This is a genomic window from Vibrio sp. AIC-3 (assembly GCF_013114515.1).
GTDB classification, from domain to species: domain Bacteria; phylum Pseudomonadota; class Gammaproteobacteria; order Enterobacterales; family Vibrionaceae; genus Vibrio; species Vibrio crassostreae_C.
In genome coordinates, this window is the sequence record NZ_VTXG01000005.1 from 182568 (window position 1) to 200583 (window position 18016).

General features: G+C 44.7%; 15 protein-coding genes and 2 tRNA genes. 15 read left to right on the forward strand and 2 right to left on the reverse strand.

Going from position 1 to position 18016, the window contains the following annotated elements; translation table 11 throughout:
- Positions 1–65: 65 nt before the first annotated feature.
- Positions 66–1121, reverse strand: a complete 1056-nt coding sequence (locus tag F0229_RS06015) for a porin (RefSeq protein ID WP_171732452.1) — start codon at positions 1119–1121, stop codon at positions 66–68.
- A 513-nt stretch (positions 1122–1634) separates the two neighbouring features.
- Between F0229_RS06015 and greA the strand changes: the two genes are divergently transcribed.
- Positions 1635–2108 (forward strand): transcription elongation factor GreA, encoded by a 474-nt coding sequence (gene greA / locus F0229_RS06020; protein WP_017059397.1) that lies wholly within the window; start codon positions 1635–1637, stop codon positions 2106–2108.
- Between the two features lie 125 nt (positions 2109–2233).
- On the opposite strand, the gene yhbY is transcribed toward greA, so the two are convergent.
- Positions 2234–2530 carry a ribosome assembly RNA-binding protein YhbY gene (gene yhbY / locus F0229_RS06025; RefSeq protein ID WP_004738252.1) on the reverse strand — a complete coding sequence of 99 codons (297 nt, stop codon included), beginning with the start codon at positions 2528–2530 and terminating at the stop codon, positions 2234–2236.
- A 114-nt stretch (positions 2531–2644) separates the two neighbouring features.
- On the opposite strand from yhbY, the gene rlmE reads away from it, so the two are divergent.
- The 14 genes from rlmE (at position 2645) to pnp (ending at position 17897) form a co-directional block, all read left to right on the forward strand.
- Positions 2645–3274: a 23S rRNA (uridine(2552)-2'-O)-methyltransferase RlmE gene (rlmE, locus tag F0229_RS06030; RefSeq protein ID WP_017633278.1), complete on the forward strand. Its 630-nt coding sequence runs from the start codon at positions 2645–2647 to the stop codon at positions 3272–3274.
- A 107-nt stretch (positions 3275–3381) separates the two neighbouring features.
- Positions 3382–5349, forward strand: coding sequence for an ATP-dependent zinc metalloprotease FtsH (gene ftsH / locus F0229_RS06035; RefSeq protein WP_017059395.1), 1968 nt, complete (start codon positions 3382–3384; stop codon positions 5347–5349).
- Positions 5350–5437: 88 nt separating this feature from the next.
- Positions 5438–6268: a dihydropteroate synthase gene (gene folP, locus F0229_RS06040; RefSeq protein ID WP_017063276.1), complete on the forward strand. Its 831-nt coding sequence runs from the start codon at positions 5438–5440 to the stop codon at positions 6266–6268.
- Between the two features lie 21 nt (positions 6269–6289).
- The gene (gene glmM, locus F0229_RS06045) at positions 6290–7630 is read left to right on the forward strand and encodes a phosphoglucosamine mutase (protein ID WP_017059393.1); all 1341 of its coding nucleotides are present in this window, start codon (positions 6290–6292) and stop codon (positions 7628–7630) included.
- A 294-nt stretch (positions 7631–7924) separates the two neighbouring features.
- Entirely contained in the window at positions 7925–8257 is a 333-nt protein-coding gene (gene secG, locus F0229_RS06050; protein WP_017059392.1) for a preprotein translocase subunit SecG, read from the forward strand.
- Positions 8258–8273: 16 nt separating this feature from the next.
- A tRNA-Leu gene (locus F0229_RS06055) sits at positions 8274–8358 on the forward strand.
- 53 nt (positions 8359–8411) lie between these two features.
- Positions 8412–8488: transfer RNA gene (locus F0229_RS06060), tRNA-Met, on the forward strand.
- Between the two features lie 234 nt (positions 8489–8722).
- Positions 8723–9178 (forward strand): ribosome maturation factor RimP, encoded by a 456-nt coding sequence (rimP, locus tag F0229_RS06065; protein ID WP_004738265.1) that lies wholly within the window; start codon positions 8723–8725, stop codon positions 9176–9178.
- Positions 9179–9213: 35 nt separating this feature from the next.
- Positions 9214–10701, forward strand: a complete 1488-nt coding sequence (gene nusA, locus F0229_RS06070; protein ID WP_017059230.1) for a transcription termination factor NusA — start codon at positions 9214–9216, stop codon at positions 10699–10701.
- A gap of 22 nt (positions 10702–10723) precedes the next feature.
- Positions 10724–13414 carry a translation initiation factor IF-2 gene (gene infB / locus F0229_RS06075; RefSeq protein ID WP_017059231.1) on the forward strand — a complete coding sequence of 897 codons (2691 nt, stop codon included), beginning with the start codon at positions 10724–10726 and terminating at the stop codon, positions 13412–13414.
- 134 nt (positions 13415–13548) lie between these two features.
- Positions 13549–13962, forward strand: a complete 414-nt coding sequence (gene rbfA / locus F0229_RS06080; RefSeq protein WP_017059232.1) for a 30S ribosome-binding factor RbfA — start codon at positions 13549–13551, stop codon at positions 13960–13962.
- Entirely contained in the window at positions 13962–14915 is a 954-nt protein-coding gene (gene truB / locus F0229_RS06085) for a tRNA pseudouridine(55) synthase TruB (RefSeq protein WP_017059233.1), read from the forward strand. Before rbfA ends, truB begins: the two co-directional genes overlap by 1 nt.
- A 213-nt stretch (positions 14916–15128) precedes the next feature.
- A complete protein-coding gene (rpsO, locus tag F0229_RS06090) occupies positions 15129–15398 on the forward strand; it encodes a 30S ribosomal protein S15 (protein WP_010436144.1) in 270 nt (89 codons plus the stop codon).
- Positions 15399–15776: 378 nt separating this feature from the next.
- The gene (gene pnp / locus F0229_RS06095) at positions 15777–17897 is read left to right on the forward strand and encodes a polyribonucleotide nucleotidyltransferase (RefSeq protein ID WP_019819855.1); all 2121 of its coding nucleotides are present in this window, start codon (positions 15777–15779) and stop codon (positions 17895–17897) included.
- Positions 17898–18016: the final 119 nt, after the last annotated feature.

Consider the following 18016-nt stretch of genomic DNA (forward strand, 5'->3'; position numbering starts at 1 on the left):
AAACGCCCGCTAGATAGCGGGCGTTTTGATTCTCAATTAACTAATGAATCATTAGATAATCAGAATTAGAAGTCGTAACGTAGACCTAGAGCTAGCTCGTCTTCAGCTTGTGCTTTAGTTGCACCGAAGTTAGCTGGAATGCCTGCTGTACCGAACTTGTCACCTTCAGAGATTAGGTTGAAATTGTACGAGATGTACGTACGGAAGTTAGGCTTGAAGTAGTAAGTCGCATCGATAGCAACGTTGTCAGCAGATGTGTCGCCGTTTGTTTCTGCGTTGTTGTACGTTAGCGTGAATGCAGTTTTTTCTAGTGTGTATGCTGCTGCGAATTCGTAACCAGTGTAATCACCGTTATCTTTCGCTAGCTCACCGTCTGTGAATGTACCAGCAAAGTATAGAGCGTCAGTACGGAAAGAAGCTGCTAGCATGTATTCGTTTTGGTCAGCTTGGTCTGCGTAACCAGCACCTAGCTTAACGCCAGAGTCGCCGATAGCGTAGATACCAGATAGAGAGTAGCCATCAGCGTCGTTGTCACAGTACTCACCGATGTTACAACCATTAACAACACCTTCTTGACGGTCAGCAAAACGGTAGCTTGCTTTTACGCCTAGGTCTTGGAATTGACCTTTGTATGAAACCATGTTGTCTGAACGATCTGCTACAGCAATTTTCATTGCAGCAGAGTTACCGTGGTAAGACATGATATCCGTGAAGTCTGTGATTACGCCTAGCGCACCGTCGTTTTTACCGTAAGTAACTTCACCGAAGTCACCGCCGATACCAGCGTATGTGTAACGGTTAGTGATGTCGCCGTCGTTGTTATCAGTAGAGCCGCCGTTTTCAGCAGTTGTGAATTCGCCTTCGTAGAAACCAACACCGTATAGGCCGTCTTGGATTTCAACTTTACCTAGGAAGTTAAGACGTACACGTGTTTTGTCTTCAGCTTTGCCATCTTTCATCGATAGACGAGCTTCCGCACGACCACCGATCTCTAGAGACGTGCCGTTTGAGCTGTATACAGAAGTACCGGCAATATCACCAGCTTGTTTACCGTCGGCTGCCACTGCGTTAGTAGCAAGAGCTGCAGCAGATACAGCAAGCGCGATCATAGTCTTGTTCATGTTATTATTTCCTAATTACTGTCCATAGAAGTTTTATTAAGGATTTGAACCCTTTTGTGTATTGCCTGTATTAATCAGGCTTCATAATCATGATTAGAACAGAAGTCTGAAAAATGCCAGTGCAATCCATGGGTTACTTTTTACCTCTAAAGTTCCATGGTCAGTTAGTAAAATGATATAAAACTAAAGAATGAACACTGTTTTATTATATCTTTTTTTGTTTAAGTGGTTGTTTTTGAGTATATTTTATAAAAGTGTGATCTGTGTTTATTTTGTTTGTTTTTTGTTTTTTTAGGTATTTAACTCTCCGCTTATTGATGGGGAGGTTATTATTCATTTTTGTGATGTCTGTAATTTAGACCTAGATAAAGCTTTTATAACGCAAAGTGGAATAAAGGTGATTTAGCCATAAAGTTTGTTTACACTAAGCCAAATCGTTTTGTTTCTATCACCCAATAAATACGTTGGGTGTATTTATGTTGGCCAAAGAAAGCTTTGGCATAGAGGTAAAAAATGGAAAAGGTTCCAATGACAGTACGTGGCGCTCAGCAGCTACGTGACGAATTAGATCGCCTACTTAAGCTACGCCCTGTTATCTCAGCAGCTATTGGTGAAGCACGTGAACTAGGTGACCTGAAAGAGAATGCTGAATACCACGCCGCTCGTGAAGAGCAGGGTATTTGTGAAGCTCAGATCCGTGATATCGAATATAAGCTATCTCTAGCTCAGATCATCGATGTAACGCAAATGGATAATACGGGCAAGATTATCTTTGGTACGACAGTGACACTGATTGATGTGGATACCGATGATGAGTTCCGCTACCAAATCGTTTCAGAAGACGAAGCAGACATCAAAACGGGTCGCATTTCTGTGAAATCGCCAATTGCTCGCGGTCTTATCGGTAAAATGGAAGGCGACGAAGTCATGATCTCTACCCCTGGTGGTGACAAAGACTTCGAAATCGACAAAGTAGAATATATCTAATTGAATTTTCTTTGTTTCTGATAAGTAAAAAGGTCGCTAAATGCGACCTTTTTCGTTTCTCACGCTACACTAAAAGATAAGCGCTGTGGCTTCCTATTAGTGAAGTTAGCTTATATCAAACTCGCTTATTTACGTGGAATCTCGATTTTACGTGCTTCTGACTGGCGGAACAGTACTAGAACTTTACCGATAGTCTGTACTTTCTCAGCTTTAGTTTCACGTACAATTGCATCGATAATCAGTTGCTTAGTCTCACGGTCTTCTGATGCAACTTTAATCTTGATCAGTTCGTGGTGGTCTAGAGCTAATTCGATTTCCGCTAGAACAGCTTCAGTAAGTCCATTTGCGCCCATTAGCACAACAGGTTTTAAACTGTGAGCTAGGCCCTTTAGATGCTGCTTTTGTTTGGTACTTAGGTTCATTACGCGGCCAATTTTCTTTACTATTAGGGTTGAAAAAACCTATTTTAACGCCATCTAAAGCTGAAGACTATAATTTATTCAGCAATTAGTACTTTCCTCCAATTTAGGTATCCAATGAGCAAACAGAAACACTCGGCCAGTTCAGGCCGTTGGTTGAAGGAACACTTCGACGACAAGTACGCAAATGAAGCAAGAAAGAAAGGCTATCGTTCACGTGCTTATTTCAAAATGGAAGAGATTCAAACGAAAGATAAATTGCTGTCTCCTGGGATGACCATTGTGGATTTGGGTGCAGCACCTGGCGGTTGGTCTCAATATGCTGCTAAGATTGTTGGAGACAACGGACAAATCATTGCGTGTGACTTGTTACCAATGGATCCGATTGCTGGTGTTAGCTTTTTACAAGGCGATTTTCGTGAAGACGCTGTGCTAGAAGCTCTATTGGAACGTATACAACCAAACATGGTTGATGTCGTGATGTCAGATATGGCACCTAATATAGCAGGCAACAATTCTGTGGATCAGCCAAGAGCTATGTATTTAGTTGAATTAGCTTTGGATATGTGTCGACAAGTTCTAGCTACCAATGGTAGTTTTGTTGTAAAAGTATTCCAAGGCGAAGGGTTTGACCAATACGTTAAGGACGTCCGCGAGATGTTTAAAACAGTAAAAGTTAGAAAACCCGACTCTTCTCGAGCTCGATCTCGTGAAGTGTTTATCGTAGCCACTGGTTACAAAGGTTAACGATTCTCTTCCAAGAGTGAGAGTTAACAACATGGCTACAGGTTACAAACTGTAGTACCCTACCTTTAATTACAATTAGTTATCGAGAGGCTTACACCTTGAGTGACATGGCAAAAAATTTAATTCTGTGGCTTGTTATCGCGGTAGTGTTGATGTCGGTATTCCAGAGCTTCGGCCCTGGGGAAAGTAACGGCAGAGCAGTAGATTACACCACGTTTGTACAGGAAGTTGGCCAAGGCCAGATTCAAGACGCACAGTTCAATAACAGCGAAATCACTTTCACACGTCGTGGTGGTGGTTCTAAGTATGTAACTTACATGCCTGTTTATGATCAAAAGCTACTTGATGACTTAATTAATCAAAACGTAAAAGTTCAGGGTACACCACCTGAAGAGCAGAGCCTGCTTGGCACTATCTTCATCTCATGGTTCCCAATGATCTTACTGATTGGTGTATGGATTTTCTTCATGCGTCAAATGCAAGGCGGCGGCGGCGGTAAAGGCGCGATGTCTTTCGGTAAGAGTAAAGCTCGAATGATGAGCGAAGAACAAATCAAAACCATGTTTGCTGATGTTGCTGGTTGTGACGAAGCAAAAGAAGACGTGAAAGAGCTTGTGGACTACCTTCGTGACCCAAGCCGCTTCCAAAAGCTAGGTGGTAAGATCCCGACAGGTATCCTGTTGGTTGGTCCTCCTGGTACGGGTAAAACATTGCTTGCAAAAGCGATTGCTGGTGAAGCGAAAGTACCGTTCTTTACTATTTCTGGTTCTGACTTCGTTGAAATGTTTGTAGGTGTTGGTGCATCTCGTGTGCGTGACATGTTCGAACAAGCGAAGAAAGCGGCACCTTGTATCATCTTTATCGATGAGATTGATGCGGTAGGTCGTCAACGTGGCGCTGGTGTTGGTGGTGGTCATGATGAGCGTGAACAAACATTGAACCAAATGCTGGTTGAGATGGATGGTTTCGAAGGTAATGAAGGTATTATTGTTATCGCTGCGACTAACCGTCCAGACGTACTAGACCCAGCACTACTTCGTCCAGGTCGTTTTGACCGTCAGGTTGTAGTTGGTCTACCAGACGTACGTGGTCGTGAACAGATCCTTAAAGTACACATGCGTAAAGTTCCACTATCTGGCGATGTTGAACCATCTCTGATTGCTCGTGGTACTCCAGGTTTCTCTGGTGCAGACCTTGCAAACCTTGTTAACGAAGCGGCGCTATTTGCAGCTCGTGGTAACAAGCGCAATGTCTCTATGGTTGAGTTTGAACTGGCTAAAGATAAAATCATGATGGGTGCTGAGCGCCGTTCAATGGTGATGTCTGAGGAAGTGAAAGAGTCAACGGCTTACCACGAAGCCGGTCACGCAATTGTTGGTCGTTTGGTACCAGAACACGATCCTGTGTACAAAGTATCAATCATTCCACGTGGTCGTGCGCTTGGTGTAACCATGTACTTGCCAGAGCAAGATCGTGTGAGCATGTCTCGCCAACATCTAGAGTCTATGATTTCTAGCCTGTACGGTGGTCGTCTTGCTGAAGAACTTATTTACGGTAAAGACAAAGTGTCAACTGGTGCGTCTAACGATATCGAACGTGCAACTGATATTGCTCGTAAGATGGTTACGCAGTGGGGCTTCTCTGAGAAATTGGGTCCTCTTCTTTACGCAGAAGAAGAAGGTGAAGTTTTCCTAGGTCGCGGCATGAGCCAAGCTAAGCACGTTTCTGATGACACGACTAAGCTTATCGATGAAGAGATTCGTATCCTTATCGACCGTAACTACGATAGAGCTAAGAAGATTCTTGAAGATAACATGGATATCATGCATTCGATGAAAGACGCGCTAATGAAGTTTGAAACGATTGATGCAGGTCAAATTGATGACTTGATGGAGCGTAAGCAAGAGATTCGTGATCCAGCTGGTTGGGGTGATCAGGTAAAAGCTGAACCTACAAAGGAAGAAGCAAAACCTGAAGCTAAGGCAGAAGAAGCTAAAGCGGAACCTAAAGCTGAAGAGTCAAAAGTTGAAGAAGTTAAATCTGAATCAGATGATGCTCAAAACAAAGATTCTTAATCGCTAAACTATCAATTAAAACCCTGAGTACGCTCAGGGTTTTTCTGTTTATAGCCTATGGTGTTTTTCCCTTTAAGATCGGCCTTCCATGATATTAAAAGCAAAGAATAAAACTCTCGTGTTAGATCGCCCACATGTGATGGGCATCCTCAATGTCACTCCTGACTCTTTCTCTGACGGTGGGAAATTTAACTCACTTGATAATGCCTTACAGCAAGCTGAACGCATGGTTCAAGCGGGCGTTAGCATTATCGATATTGGTGGTGAGTCAACTCGACCTGGCGCTCCTGATGTTTCGTTAGAAGAGGAGCTTGCCCGTGTCATTCCTGCTATTAAAGCCATTCGTGCCAAGTTTGATGTGTGGATCTCGATAGATACCAGTAAAGCGGAAGTGATGCGCCAAGCTGTTGAAGCGGGCGCTGATTTGATCAATGATGTGCGCGCTTTGCAAGAGCCTGGAGCATTACAAGTCGCCGCTGATGCTAATGTTCCGATTTGTCTGATGCACATGAAAGGTCAGCCGAGAACCATGCAAGCTAACCCAAGTTATGATGATGTTCTTCAGGATGTAGAAGCATTCTTGCAAGAAAGGGTAGAAGCGTGTGAGGCGGTGGGTATTTCAAAAGATCAGCTGATCCTTGACCCTGGCTTTGGCTTTGGGAAAACCATCGAACACAATTATCACCTACTAGCGCATCTTGAAAAGTTTCATTCGTTAGGCTTACCTGTTTTAGCGGGGATGTCGAGAAAATCGATGATCTTTAAATTGCTAGACAAGGTTCCGGCCGACTGCATGGTCGCAAGCGTCACTTGCGCGACGATTGCCGCGATGAAAGGCGCACAAATTATTCGCGTTCATGATGTCGAGGAGACACTGGAAGCGATGAAAATAATCGAAGTGATGAACAACAATCACTAAATATAATTAAGGAAAATCACTATGTCTGATAAAAGACGTTATTTCGGCACAGATGGTGTGCGTGGCAAAGTAGGCCAGTACCCGATTACACCTGATTTTGTTCTGAAGCTTGGCTGGGCTGCGGGTCGTGTTCTTGCGAAGCAAGGCACAAAGAAAGTCATCATTGGTAAAGATACTCGTATCTCTGGTTACATGCTTGAGTCAGCGCTAGAAGCTGGCCTTGCTGCTGCTGGTCTTCAGGCTACGTTTACTGGCCCAATGCCAACACCTGCTGTGGCTTACCTAACTCAAACCTTCCGCGCTGAAGCCGGTATTGTTATCTCTGCATCACACAACCCATACTACGATAACGGTATCAAGTTCTTCTCTTCTGAGGGAACAAAACTGCCGGACGATATCGAGTTGGCAATTGAAGCAGAGTTGGATAAAGACATCGAATGTGTTGATTCTTCAGAGCTAGGTAAAGCAGTACGTTTGAACGATGCGGCTGGCCGTTACATCGAGTTCTGTAAAAGTACGTTCCCACATAAAATGACATTAGCTGGCATGAAGATCGTTATCGATTGTGCACATGGTGCGACTTACCACATTGCGCCTGCTGTATTTAAAGAACTGGGTGCTGAGGTCGTTGCGATTGGTGTTGAGCCAAACGGTACTAACATCAACCACGAAGTCGGTGCGACGGATGTACGTGCTCTGCAAGCAAAAGTGCTTGAAGAAAAAGCGGCATTAGGTCTTGGCTTTGATGGTGATGGTGACCGTATCATCATGGTTGACGAGCTAGGCAACAAAGTTGATGGCGACCAAATCGCTTACATTATTGCTCGTGATGCACTGCGTCGCGGTGAGTTGAAAGGCGGCGTTGTTGGTACACTAATGACCAACCTGGGTATGGAAAACGGCCTTAAGCAGTTAGGTATTCCGTTTGTACGTGCTGCTGTTGGTGACCGTTACGTAATGGAACAGCTTCTTGCTAAAGGCTGGAAGATCGGCGCTGAAAACTCGGGGCACGTTATCCTACTAGATAAAGTGACGACGGGTGATGCTATCGTTGCTGCTCTGCAAGTTTTGGCTTCAGTTGTTGATAGCGAAATGACACTGAATGAGTTGTCTCAGGGCATGACGTTGTACCCTCAAGTTCTAGAAAACGTTCGTTTCAGCGGAGATTCAAACCCACTAGAAGCCGAAGCGGTAAAAGCAGCGGTTGTTGAAGTAGAAGCAGAGCTTGGCGAGAAAGGCCGTGTACTATTACGCAAGTCTGGTACCGAGCCACTACTGCGTGTCATGGTTGAAGGCGAAGATGCAGAGCTTGTTCAAGCATCAGCGCTTAAGATTGCAGATGCAGTAAAAGCAAACTGCTAATTTAACCTTTTACTTAGCTGGCGCAGCGAATAGCGCTTGTGATTAGAAGTGGTTGACTTATATCACGGTCAAAAGATATAACGGTCAAAAGAGACATAAATGAGTTTTGTGTCGCTTTTGACCTTTTTTTGACCATTCACTTGGTAAAGGCTTATTTTTTAGCAAATTCTCCTTGTCAGCCATCGTCGCATTCGCTAGTATTGCTCGGCCTTCAGTTAGGAGGTCGCTAGCCTTGTTCTTAAAAATAGTTTTTTGAACGGCGCTGGCTCAACAATTAGGAACATAGGTGGAAAAATGTTTACAGTTCTACTTGTGATTTACCTGTTGGCAGCGCTTGGTGTAATTGGCCTAGTGTTGATTCAACAAGGTAAAGGCGCAGATATGGGAGCCTCTTTCGGTGCTGGCGCTTCAAACACTGTGTTTGGTGCTGGTGGCTCAGGAAATTTCCTTACCCGAATGACTGCAATTTTTGCAACTACATTTTTTATCCTTAGCTTAGTGCTTGGTAATATGTCTACACATAAAACTGAGTCACAATGGATTGACCCGACCCAAGGTCAGGTGATTCAACAAGCTGATGATGCAGTGAGTGAAGTTCCGGCGCAAGGCGACGAAATTCCACAATAATCTGTAAAGATTTGATGCCGAGATGGTGAAATTGGTAGACACGCTAGCATGAGGTGCTAGTGCCTTAGGGTGTGAGGGTTCGAGTCCCTCTCTCGGCACCATGTTTACAAACTTGTAAAACATCTTGTTGGGCGTATAATGCTCGCAAGTCGGACGCGGGATGGAGCAGTTTGGTAGCTCGTCGGGCTCATAACCCGAAGGTCGTCGGTTCAAATCCGGCTCCCGCAACCAATTTCAATGCTATTATATAGCTTGTATTGGTTGCAAGTTTGCACAGTGTGAACCTCACTGTGAGTTAAGTGCGATATCGAATGTGATGGCACTTAACATATAAGGGTCCAGCAACAAAAACCCCGGCTTATACGGGGTTTTTTGTTATCTAAGCATTTGTAAATGTATTTAGATAATGTTTGCTTGGAATTTAAATTGGGCTTTGAGCCCTTTTTTTGTTTCTGGAGTGGTTAAATGACTGGTTTAGAAAGACAACTTACTGAAATGCTTGACGCTCCAGTAGCAGCATCAGGTTATGAGTTAGTTGGATTAGAATTTATTCGTGCTGGTGAGCACTCAACGCTACGTATTTACATCGATTCACCAAACGGTATCAATGTAGATGATTGCGCTGAAGTTAGTCACCAAGTAAGTGCCGTAATGGACGTTGAAGATCCAATTTCAGTGGCTTATAACCTTGAAGTGTCTTCACCAGGTTTAGAGAGACCACTGTTCAAAGCAGAGCATTACCAACAATTTATTGGTCACGAGGTAAGCATCGTTTTGAAAATGGCTGTCGGCAACCGTCGTAAATGGAAAGGTGATATCCAATCTATCGAAGGCGAGACAGTGAAAGTATTGGTTGAAGGACAAGAAGAAGAATTCGTCCTGAGCAATATTGCGAAAGCTAACCTGATCCCTAAATTTTAGTTCTCCTAGAGAGAAGAGCTTAAGAGGCTAGATTAATGAACAAAGAAATTTTGGCGGTAGTAGAAGCTGTTTCAAATGAGAAAGCAGTTCCTCGTGAGCGTATTTTTGAAGCGCTTGAAATCGCGCTTGCAACGGCAACAAAAAAGAAAAGCGAACTAGAAATTGAAGTTCGTGTTGAAATTGACCGTAAAACGGGTGATTTCGAAACTTTCCGTCGTTGGGAAGCTGTTGAGGAAGTTGAATTCCCAACAAAAGAAATCTCTATTGAAGCTGCAAAGTACGATGACCCAGAGATCGAACTTGGCGGTTTCATTGAAGATGATATCGAATCAGTAACGTTTGACCGTATTACGACTCAAACGGCTAAGCAAGTTATCGTACAGAAAGTACGTGAAGCTGAACGCGCTCAAATCGTTGAGCAGTTCATCGATAACGAAGGCGAGCTAGTAACTGGCGCAGTTAAGAAAGTTAACCGTGACACTATTATCCTAGACCTAGGTAACAACGCTGAAGCGGTAATCCTTCGTGATGACCAACTTCCTCGTGAAAACTTCCGTCCAGGTGACCGTGTTCGTGGTCTTCTTTACGCAGTTAAACCAGAAGCTCGTGGTTTCCAGCTTTTCGTTACTCGTTCGAAGCCAGAAATGCTAGCTGAACTATTCCGTGTTGAAGTGCCTGAGATTGGTGAAGAGCTAATTGAACTTAAAGGTGCTGCACGTGATGCCGGTTCTCGTGCTAAAATCGCTGTGAAAACAAACGACAAACGTATTGACCCAGTTGGTGCGTGTGTTGGTATGCGTGGCGCACGTGTACAAGCTGTTTCTAACGATCTTGGTGGTGAGCGTATTGATATCGTTCTTTGGGATGATAACCCGGCTCAATTCGTAATCAACGCAATGGCTCCTGCTGATGTTGCTTCAATCATCGTTGATGAAGACGCACACTCTATGGATATCGCTGTTGAAGCGGATAACCTAGCACAAGCGATTGGCCGTAGCGGTCAAAACGTACGTCTAGCGTCTCAACTTACTGGTTGGGAACTGAACGTAATGACTGTTGCTGATCTTGAGAAGAAGCACCAAGAAGAAGCAGTTGCTTCTATTGAAAACTTCATGAAGCACCTAGACATTGAAGAAGACTTTGCTCAAATGCTTGTTGAAGAAGGCTTCTCTACGCTTGAAGAAGTAGCATACGTTCCTGTGAACGAGCTTCTTGAAGTAGACGGTCTAGACGAAGGTATCGTTGAAGAACTACGTAACCGCGCAAAAGACGCACTGACTACTCTAGCGCTAGCGAAAGAAGAAACTTTCGACGGTGTTGAGCCTGCTGAAGACTTACTTGCACTTGAAGGTCTTGAGCGTGAAATGGCTTACAAGCTAGCAGCAAAAGGCGTTGCGACACTGGAAGACCTAGCTGACCAAGGCGTTGATGAACTAGAAGGCATCGAAGACCTAACTGCAGAGCGTGCAGGCGAGCTAATTATGGCTGCGCGTAACATCTGTTGGTTCGGCGACGAAGAATAATTCAGCAAGGAGAGAAAGCGGTATGACACAATTAACAGTTAAAGCACTGAGTGAAGAGATTGGTACGCCAGTTGACCGCTTAATTGAACAACTTGCTGATGCAGGCATGAAGAAAGCAGGGTCGGATCAAGTGACTGATTCAGAGAAGCAAACATTGCTAACGCACCTTAAAAAGGAGCACGGCGATACTTCAGGCGAAACAGAACCGACTCGTTTAACTCTTCAACGCAAGACCCGCAGCACGCTAAGTGTTGCCGCTGGAGGCGGTAAGAGTAAGGATGTTCAAGTAGAGGTACGTAAAAAGCGTACTTACGTGAAGCGCAGCACTATTGAAGATGAAGCGAAACGTGAAGCTGAGGAAGTAGCTAATCGTGAAGCGGAAGAGAAAGCACAACGCGATGCTGAAGAGCAAGCGAAACGTGATGCTGCAGAGAAAGCACAGCGCGAAGCTGAAGAAAAAGTAACACGTGAAGCGGATGCAAAACGTGAAGCTGAAGAGAAGGCTCAACGCGCACAAGCTGAAAAGGCTAAAAAAGACATGAATTCAAAAAATGCAGACGCTAACGCACAAGCGAAAAAAGAAGCGGATGAACTTAAAGCTCGTCAAGAGCTAGAAGCAACTCGTAAAGCAGAAGCTGAAGCAGCTAAGCTTGTTGAAGAAGCTCGTAAGTTAGCAGAAGAGAACCAAGAACGTTGGTCTGAAGAAGAGAAGAAGAAGAAAGAGCAAGAGAAATCTGCGGATTACCATGTGACTACTTCTACTTACGCTCGTGAAGCTGAAGATGCGGCAGATAAGAAAGATGAGAAAGCACCTCGTCGTCGCAAGAAGAAAGCAGCTCCTGCTAACCAACCTGCAAACAACCGTGGTGGTCGTAACCAGCGTGGTCGTGGCGGTAAAGGTAAGCTTGCTAAACCAACTTCAATGCAGCAAGGCTTCGATAAGTCAGCAACTGTTGCTAAATCTGACGTTGCTATCGGCGAAACTATCGTTGTTTCTGAACTGGCTAGCAAAATGTCAGTTAAAGCAACTGAAGTTATCAAAGTAATGATGAAGATGGGCGCTATGGCGACTATCAACCAAGTGATCGACCAAGAAACAGCACAACTTGTTGCTGAAGAAATGGGTCACAAGGTAATCCTACGTAAAGAAAACGAACTTGAAGAAGCAGTACTAGCTGACCGTGATAGCGATGCTATCGCTGAAGGTCGTGCTCCTGTTGTTACTATCATGGGTCACGTTGACCACGGTAAAACTTCAACACTTGATTACATTCGTAAAGCACACGTTGCTTCTGGCGAAGCTGGCGGTATCACGCAGCACATTGGTGCTTACCACGTAGATACTGACAACGGTATGATCACTTTCCTTGATACTCCTGGACACGCGGCGTTTACAGCTATGCGTGCTCGTGGTGCTCAAGCGACAGATATCGTTGTACTTGTAGTTGCAGCAGACGATGGCGTAATGCCACAAACAATCGAAGCAATCCAGCACGCGAAAGCGGCAGGCGTTCCTCTGATTGTTGCTGTGAACAAGATCGATAAAGAGGGTGCAAACCCAGACAACGTTAAGAATGAGCTAGCTCAATACGACGTTATCCCTGAAGAATGGGGTGGTGAGAACATCTTCGTTCACATCTCTGCTAAACAGGGTACAAACATCGATGGTCTTCTAGAAGCTATCCTTCTTCAGTCTGAAGTTCTTGAACTTACAGCGGTTAAAGAAGGCATGGCGTCTGGTGTTGTTGTTGAATCTCGTCTTGATAAAGGTCGTGGTCCAGTTGCAACAGTACTAGTACAGTCTGGTACTCTAAACAAAGGCGATATCGTTCTTTGTGGTCAAGAGTACGGCCGTGTTCGTGCAATGCGTGATGAAAACGGTAAAGACATCGAAACTGCAGGTCCATCTATTCCTGTAGAAATTCTAGGTCTTTCTGGTGTTCCTTCGTCAGGCGATGAAGCGACTGTTGTACGTGATGAGCGTAAAGCACGTGAAGTTGCGAACTACCGTCAAGGTAAATTCCGTGATGTTAAACTAGCTCGCCAACAAAAAGCGAAACTAGAGAACATGTTCGCGAACATGACGGCTGGCGAAGTTGCTGAGCTTAACGTGGTACTTAAAGCTGACGTTCAAGGTTCTGTAGAAGCGATTGCTGACTCTCTACTGAAACTGTCAACTGACGAAGTTAAAGTGAACATTGTAGGTTCTGGTGTTGGTGGTATTACTGAAACTGATGCAACGCTTGCTGCAGCTTCTAACGCTATCATCCTTGGTTTCAACGTTCGTGCTGACGCAACTGCGCGTAACACGGTTCAGAACGAAAACCTAGATCTACGTTACTACTCAATCATTTACCAACTAATTGACGAAGTTAAACAGGCGATGGGCGGTATGCTTGCTCCTGAATTCCGTCAAGAGATCATTGGTCTTGCACAAGTTCGTGACGTATTTAAGTCGCCTAAACTTGGTGCAATCGCTGGTTGTATCGTGACTGAAGGTACGATTAAGCGTAGCAACCCAATCCGCGTACTTCGTGAAAACGTTGTTATCTACGAAGGTGAACTAGAGTCACTTCGTCGCTTTAAAGATGACGTACAAGAAGTTAAGAACGGTTACGAGTGTGGTGTCGGCGTTAAGAACTACAACGACGTTCGCGTTGGTGACCAGATCGAAGTATTCGAAATCGTTGAGGTTAAACGTACTCTAGACTAATCAGTCTGTACGACTCGACATATTGACTAAGGTTACTAACATTACTAGTAAAGGTAATAAGTAATCGGTTGTTGAATACACCATGGGGGGCTGGTAATTACCAAGCCCCCCATCTTTCTAAGTGAGAAAAGAAAATGTCAAAAGAATTTAGCCGCACACAACGTGTGTCTCAGCAGCTTCAAAAAGAGCTTGCTCTTATCCTACAACGTGAAGTTCGTGACTCACGTATTGGTATGGTAACTATCTCAGACGTAGAAGTGTCTCGTGACCTTGCTTACGCAAAAGTGTTCGTGACTTTCCTATGTGTTGGTGAGCAAACACCGGAATCATGCCTTAAAGCTCTTAAAGAGCATGAAGTGCCAGTTCGTATGGCTCTTGGTAAGCGTATTCGCCACCGTCTAACGCCTGAAGTTCGTTTTACTTACGACAACACACTAGTAGAAGGCATGCGTATGTCTAACCTAGTAAGTGAAGTTCTGAACGATGATAAGCGTAAGCAAGAAGAAGCTGGCCGCACTGACGAAGCTCAGTCTAAGGGCGAAGAGTAATGGCTCGCCGTCGTAAAGGTCGCCCTATCAACGGGGTAATTCTATTAGATAAGCCGACTGGCATTTCGTCTAATGATGCACTGCAAAAAGTAAAGCGTATTTACTTTGCAGAGAAGGCAGGGCACACCGGTGCTCTGGATCCTCTTGCGACTGGCATGCTGCCAATTTGTCTTGGTGAAGCAACGAAGTTCTCTCAGTTTCTTCTAGATTCTGATAAGCGCTACGTTGTTATCGCTAAGCTTGGTGAGCGTACCAATACCTCTGACTCTGATGGTGAAGTGGTAGAGACACGTGATGTTAACGTGACTCAAGAACAGCTTGAACGTTGCATTGCGAGCTTCAAGGGTGAAACCGATCAGATACCATCAATGTTTTCGGCATTGAAGTATCAAGGTAAGCCTTTGTACGAATACGCACGTGCAGGTATCGAGGTTCCTCGTGAGTCTCGTAAGATCACTGTGTACTCTATTGAACTGCTTCGCTTTGAAGGTGATGAAGTTGAAATGGAAGTGCATTGTTCGAAAGGCACATACATCCGCACAATTACCGACGACCTTGGTGAAATGCTAGGTTGTGGTGCTCACGTGACCATGCTTCGTCGTACAGGTGTCGCAAAGTACCCATACGAGCGTATGGTGACTTTGGAGCAGTTAAACGAGATCCTAGAGCAAGCACAGGCGCAAGAAATTGCACCGAAAGAGCTGCTTGATCCACTGCTGATGCCAATGGACACTGCCGTTGAAGACTTACCAGAAGTAAACCTGAACGCGGAACTGACTGACCTAGTTCAGCACGGTATGCCAGTTCAGGTTGCTGGTGCGCCAACTGAAGGCACGGTTCGTATGACAAGTGGCGAAGAGAAGCTGTTTGTCGGCGTAGCTCAGATTGCTGAAGATGGCCGAGTTGCACCGAAGCGTTTGGTTGTTTTCAGAGATGAAGAGCCACAAGCGTAGCGCTTACATCGGATCTTAGCGCTGAGTCGTGAAAAGCGAGCAAATAAGATAGAAAGCGAACGCCTAATTTAGGTGGTTCGCTTTTTTCGTTTTTAATGGGTTCGATTGTTATTGCACCAACTGACAAACTTCCCTATAATCCTCGGCTCGCGTAGCGGCTGAATCAGAGATTGGCTGCTACAAATATAAACTTACTCTTATCAGGAGAGAATTATGTCTCTGAATGCAGAAACTAAAGCAGCAATCGTTGCAGAATACGCACAATCTGAAGGCGACACAGGTTCACCAGAAGTACAAGTAGCACTACTTACTGCTTCTATCAACCACCTACAAGGTCACTTCAAAGCGCACAAACACGATCACCACAGCCGTCGTGGTCTACTACGTATGGTTTCTAGCCGTCGTAAGCTTCTTGATTACTTGAAAGGCAAAAACCTTGCTCGTTACCAAGACCTAATCAAGCGTCTAGGCCTACGTCGCTAATAGCGATGTCTGCAAAGACAGTTTGAAGAAAAGGAGCATTTATGCTCCTTTTTTTGTGCCTGTAAGAAAATGCTAGGCTGGATGCTCAGAATATCATCTGGCTTTTTCTGATAGGAAATATATCTCCTAATAAAAATAGTTTATACTACGCCCGCCTATAGCGTTTTCAGCGTTTGGCAATCAACCTCTCAAGAGATTACAGTCACAGATGTCGGCCAATAGGTCGCGACTATTCAAAGGCGGATTTGGTCCTAATTCGGCGTATGAACTCATACAAAGAGTCACCATCCTAAGTCCCTTTTCACTAGTCGCGATTGGTAATGTCTTGAGTCATTATTCACTTAATCTAAAGTCTGACTTTAGAGCTAAGGATATACAATGTTTGAAAAACCAGTTGTAAAATCGTTCCAGTACGGTAACCACACCGTTACTCTAGAAACGGGCGTAATTGCACGTCAAGCTACTGCTGCTGTAATGGCGACTATGGACGATACATCAGTATTCGTTTCTGTTGTTGCTAAGAAGGAAGCAGTTGCAGGTCAAGACTTCTTCCCACTAACAGTAAACTACCAAGAGCGTACATACGCTGCGGGTAAAATCCCTGGTGGTTTCTTCAAGCGTGAAGGTCGTCCATCTGAAGGCGAAACACTAACAGCTCGTCTGATTGACCGTCCAATTCGTCCACTTTTCCCAAGTGCGTTTAAAAACGAAGTTCAAGTTATCGCTACGGTTGTTTCTATCAACCCTGACGTAAACCCAGACATGATCACTATGATCGCAACATCTGCTGCGCTTGCTATCTCTGGTGCTCCATTCAATGGTCCTATCGGTGCTGCACGTGTTGGTCACATCGACGGCGAACTTGTTCTTAACCCATCAAATACTGAGCTTGAAAACTCTAAACTAGACCTAGTAGTGTCTGGTACAGAAGGCGCAGTACTTATGGTTGAATCTGAAGCAGATAACCTATCTGAAGAAGAAATGCTTTCAGCTGTTGTTTACGGTCACGACCAACAACAAGTTGTAATCAAAGCAATCAACGAGTTTGCTGCTGAAGTTGCAACTCCATCTTGGAACTGGGAAGCACCAGCAGTTAACACTGAGCTTAAAGCTCAAGTTGCTGAACTTGCTGAAACTCGTCTATCTGACGCGTACCAGATCACTGAGAAAATGGCTCGTTACGAGCAAGTTGGCGCAATCAAGAACGACGTTGTTGAAGCTCTAATTGCACAAGACGAAAACCTAGATGAGCGCGAAATCCGCGGCATGCTTGGTTCTCTAGAGAAAAACGTAGTACGTAGCCGCATCATCGCTGGTAACCCACGTATCGATGGCCGTGAAAAAGACATGGTTCGTGCGCTAGACGTACGTACTGGTGTTCTTCCACGTACACACGGTTCTTCTCTATTCACTCGTGGTGAAACTCAAGCACTTGTTACTGCAACGCTTGGCACACAACGTGATGCTCAAATCATCGACAGCCTGATGGGTGAGAAGAAAGACAACTTCCTTCTACACTACAACTTCCCTCCATACTGTGTAGGTGAAACTGGTTTCGTTGGTTCTCCTAAGCGTCGTGAAATTGGTCACGGTAAGCTTGCTAAACGTGGTATCCAAGCAGTAATGCCTTCTGTTGAAGAATTCCCATACACAGTTCGTGTTGTATCGGAAATCACAGAATCTAACGGTTCTTCTTCAATGGCTTCTGTATGTGGTACATCTCTAGCTCTTATGGATGCTGGTGTTCCAATCAAAGCTTCTGTTGCGGGTATCGCAATGGGTCTTGTTAAAGAAGGCGACGATTTCGTTGTTCTTTCTGACATCCTTGGCGACGAAGATCACCTAGGTGACATGGACTTTAAAGTAGCAGGTACTAACGCTGGTATCACTGCACTTCAAATGGACATCAAGATCGAAGGTATCACTAAAGAGATCATGCAAATTGCACTTAACCAAGCGCAAGGTGCACGTAAGCACATCCTTTCTGTAATGGATGAAGCTATCTCTGGTGCTCGTGAAGATATCTCTGAATTCGCTCCACGTATCCACACAATGAAAATCAGCTCTGATAAGATCAAAGATGTTATCGGTAAAGGCGGCGCAGTTATCCGTGCTCTTTGTGAAGAAACTGGTACTACAATCGAAATCGAAGACGATGGCACAATCAAGATTGCTGCTACTGAAGGCGCAGCTGCTAAAGAAGCTATCCGTCGTATCGAAGAGATCACAGCTGAAGTTGAAGTTGGCCGCATTTACCAAGGTAAAGTTGCTCGTCTAGCTGACTTCGGTGCATTCGTTACTATCCTTCCAGGTAAAGATGGTCTAGTACACATCTCTCAAATCGCTGACAAGCGCGTTGAGAAAGTGTCTGACTACCTAACTGAAGGTCAAGAAGTTCCTGTTAAGGTTCTTGAAATTGATCGTCAAGGCCGTGTACGTCTAAGCATGAAAGAAGCAGTTGAAACGCCAGCTGAAGGCGAAGCACCTGCTGCTGAGTAATTCTCAGTGTGTCGATGGTGATATCGCTTTTTAGTGATTTCTAACCTATCGTCAACAAAGCATGTTATAAAGGGGAGCATATCGCTCCCCTTTTTTATTGCGGTCATAACAGGAGTAAT

Excerpts from the sequence above, each read along its gene's own strand:
- F0229_RS06015 (WP_171732452.1), bottom strand. The coding sequence starts at position 1,121 with ATGAACAAGACTATGATCGCGCTTGCTGTATCTGCTGCAGCTCTTGCT.
- greA (WP_017059397.1), top strand. The coding sequence starts at position 1,635 with ATGGAAAAGGTTCCAATGACAGTACGTGGCGCTCAGCAGCTACGTGAC.
- yhbY (WP_004738252.1), bottom strand. The coding sequence starts at position 2,530 with ATGAACCTAAGTACCAAACAAAAGCAGCATCTAAAGGGCCTAGCTCAC.
- rlmE (WP_017633278.1), top strand. The coding sequence starts at position 2,645 with ATGAGCAAACAGAAACACTCGGCCAGTTCAGGCCGTTGGTTGAAGGAA.
- ftsH (WP_017059395.1), top strand. The coding sequence starts at position 3,382 with ATGGCAAAAAATTTAATTCTGTGGCTTGTTATCGCGGTAGTGTTGATG.
- folP (WP_017063276.1), top strand. The coding sequence starts at position 5,438 with ATGATATTAAAAGCAAAGAATAAAACTCTCGTGTTAGATCGCCCACAT.
- glmM (WP_017059393.1), top strand. The coding sequence starts at position 6,290 with ATGTCTGATAAAAGACGTTATTTCGGCACAGATGGTGTGCGTGGCAAA.
- secG (WP_017059392.1), top strand. The coding sequence starts at position 7,925 with ATGTTTACAGTTCTACTTGTGATTTACCTGTTGGCAGCGCTTGGTGTA.
- rimP (WP_004738265.1), top strand. The coding sequence starts at position 8,723 with ATGACTGGTTTAGAAAGACAACTTACTGAAATGCTTGACGCTCCAGTA.
- nusA (WP_017059230.1), top strand. The coding sequence starts at position 9,214 with ATGAACAAAGAAATTTTGGCGGTAGTAGAAGCTGTTTCAAATGAGAAA.
- infB (WP_017059231.1), top strand. The coding sequence starts at position 10,724 with ATGACACAATTAACAGTTAAAGCACTGAGTGAAGAGATTGGTACGCCA.
- rbfA (WP_017059232.1), top strand. The coding sequence starts at position 13,549 with ATGTCAAAAGAATTTAGCCGCACACAACGTGTGTCTCAGCAGCTTCAA.
- truB (WP_017059233.1), top strand. The coding sequence starts at position 13,962 with ATGGCTCGCCGTCGTAAAGGTCGCCCTATCAACGGGGTAATTCTATTA.
- rpsO (WP_010436144.1), top strand. The coding sequence starts at position 15,129 with ATGTCTCTGAATGCAGAAACTAAAGCAGCAATCGTTGCAGAATACGCA.
- pnp (WP_019819855.1), top strand. The coding sequence starts at position 15,777 with ATGTTTGAAAAACCAGTTGTAAAATCGTTCCAGTACGGTAACCACACC.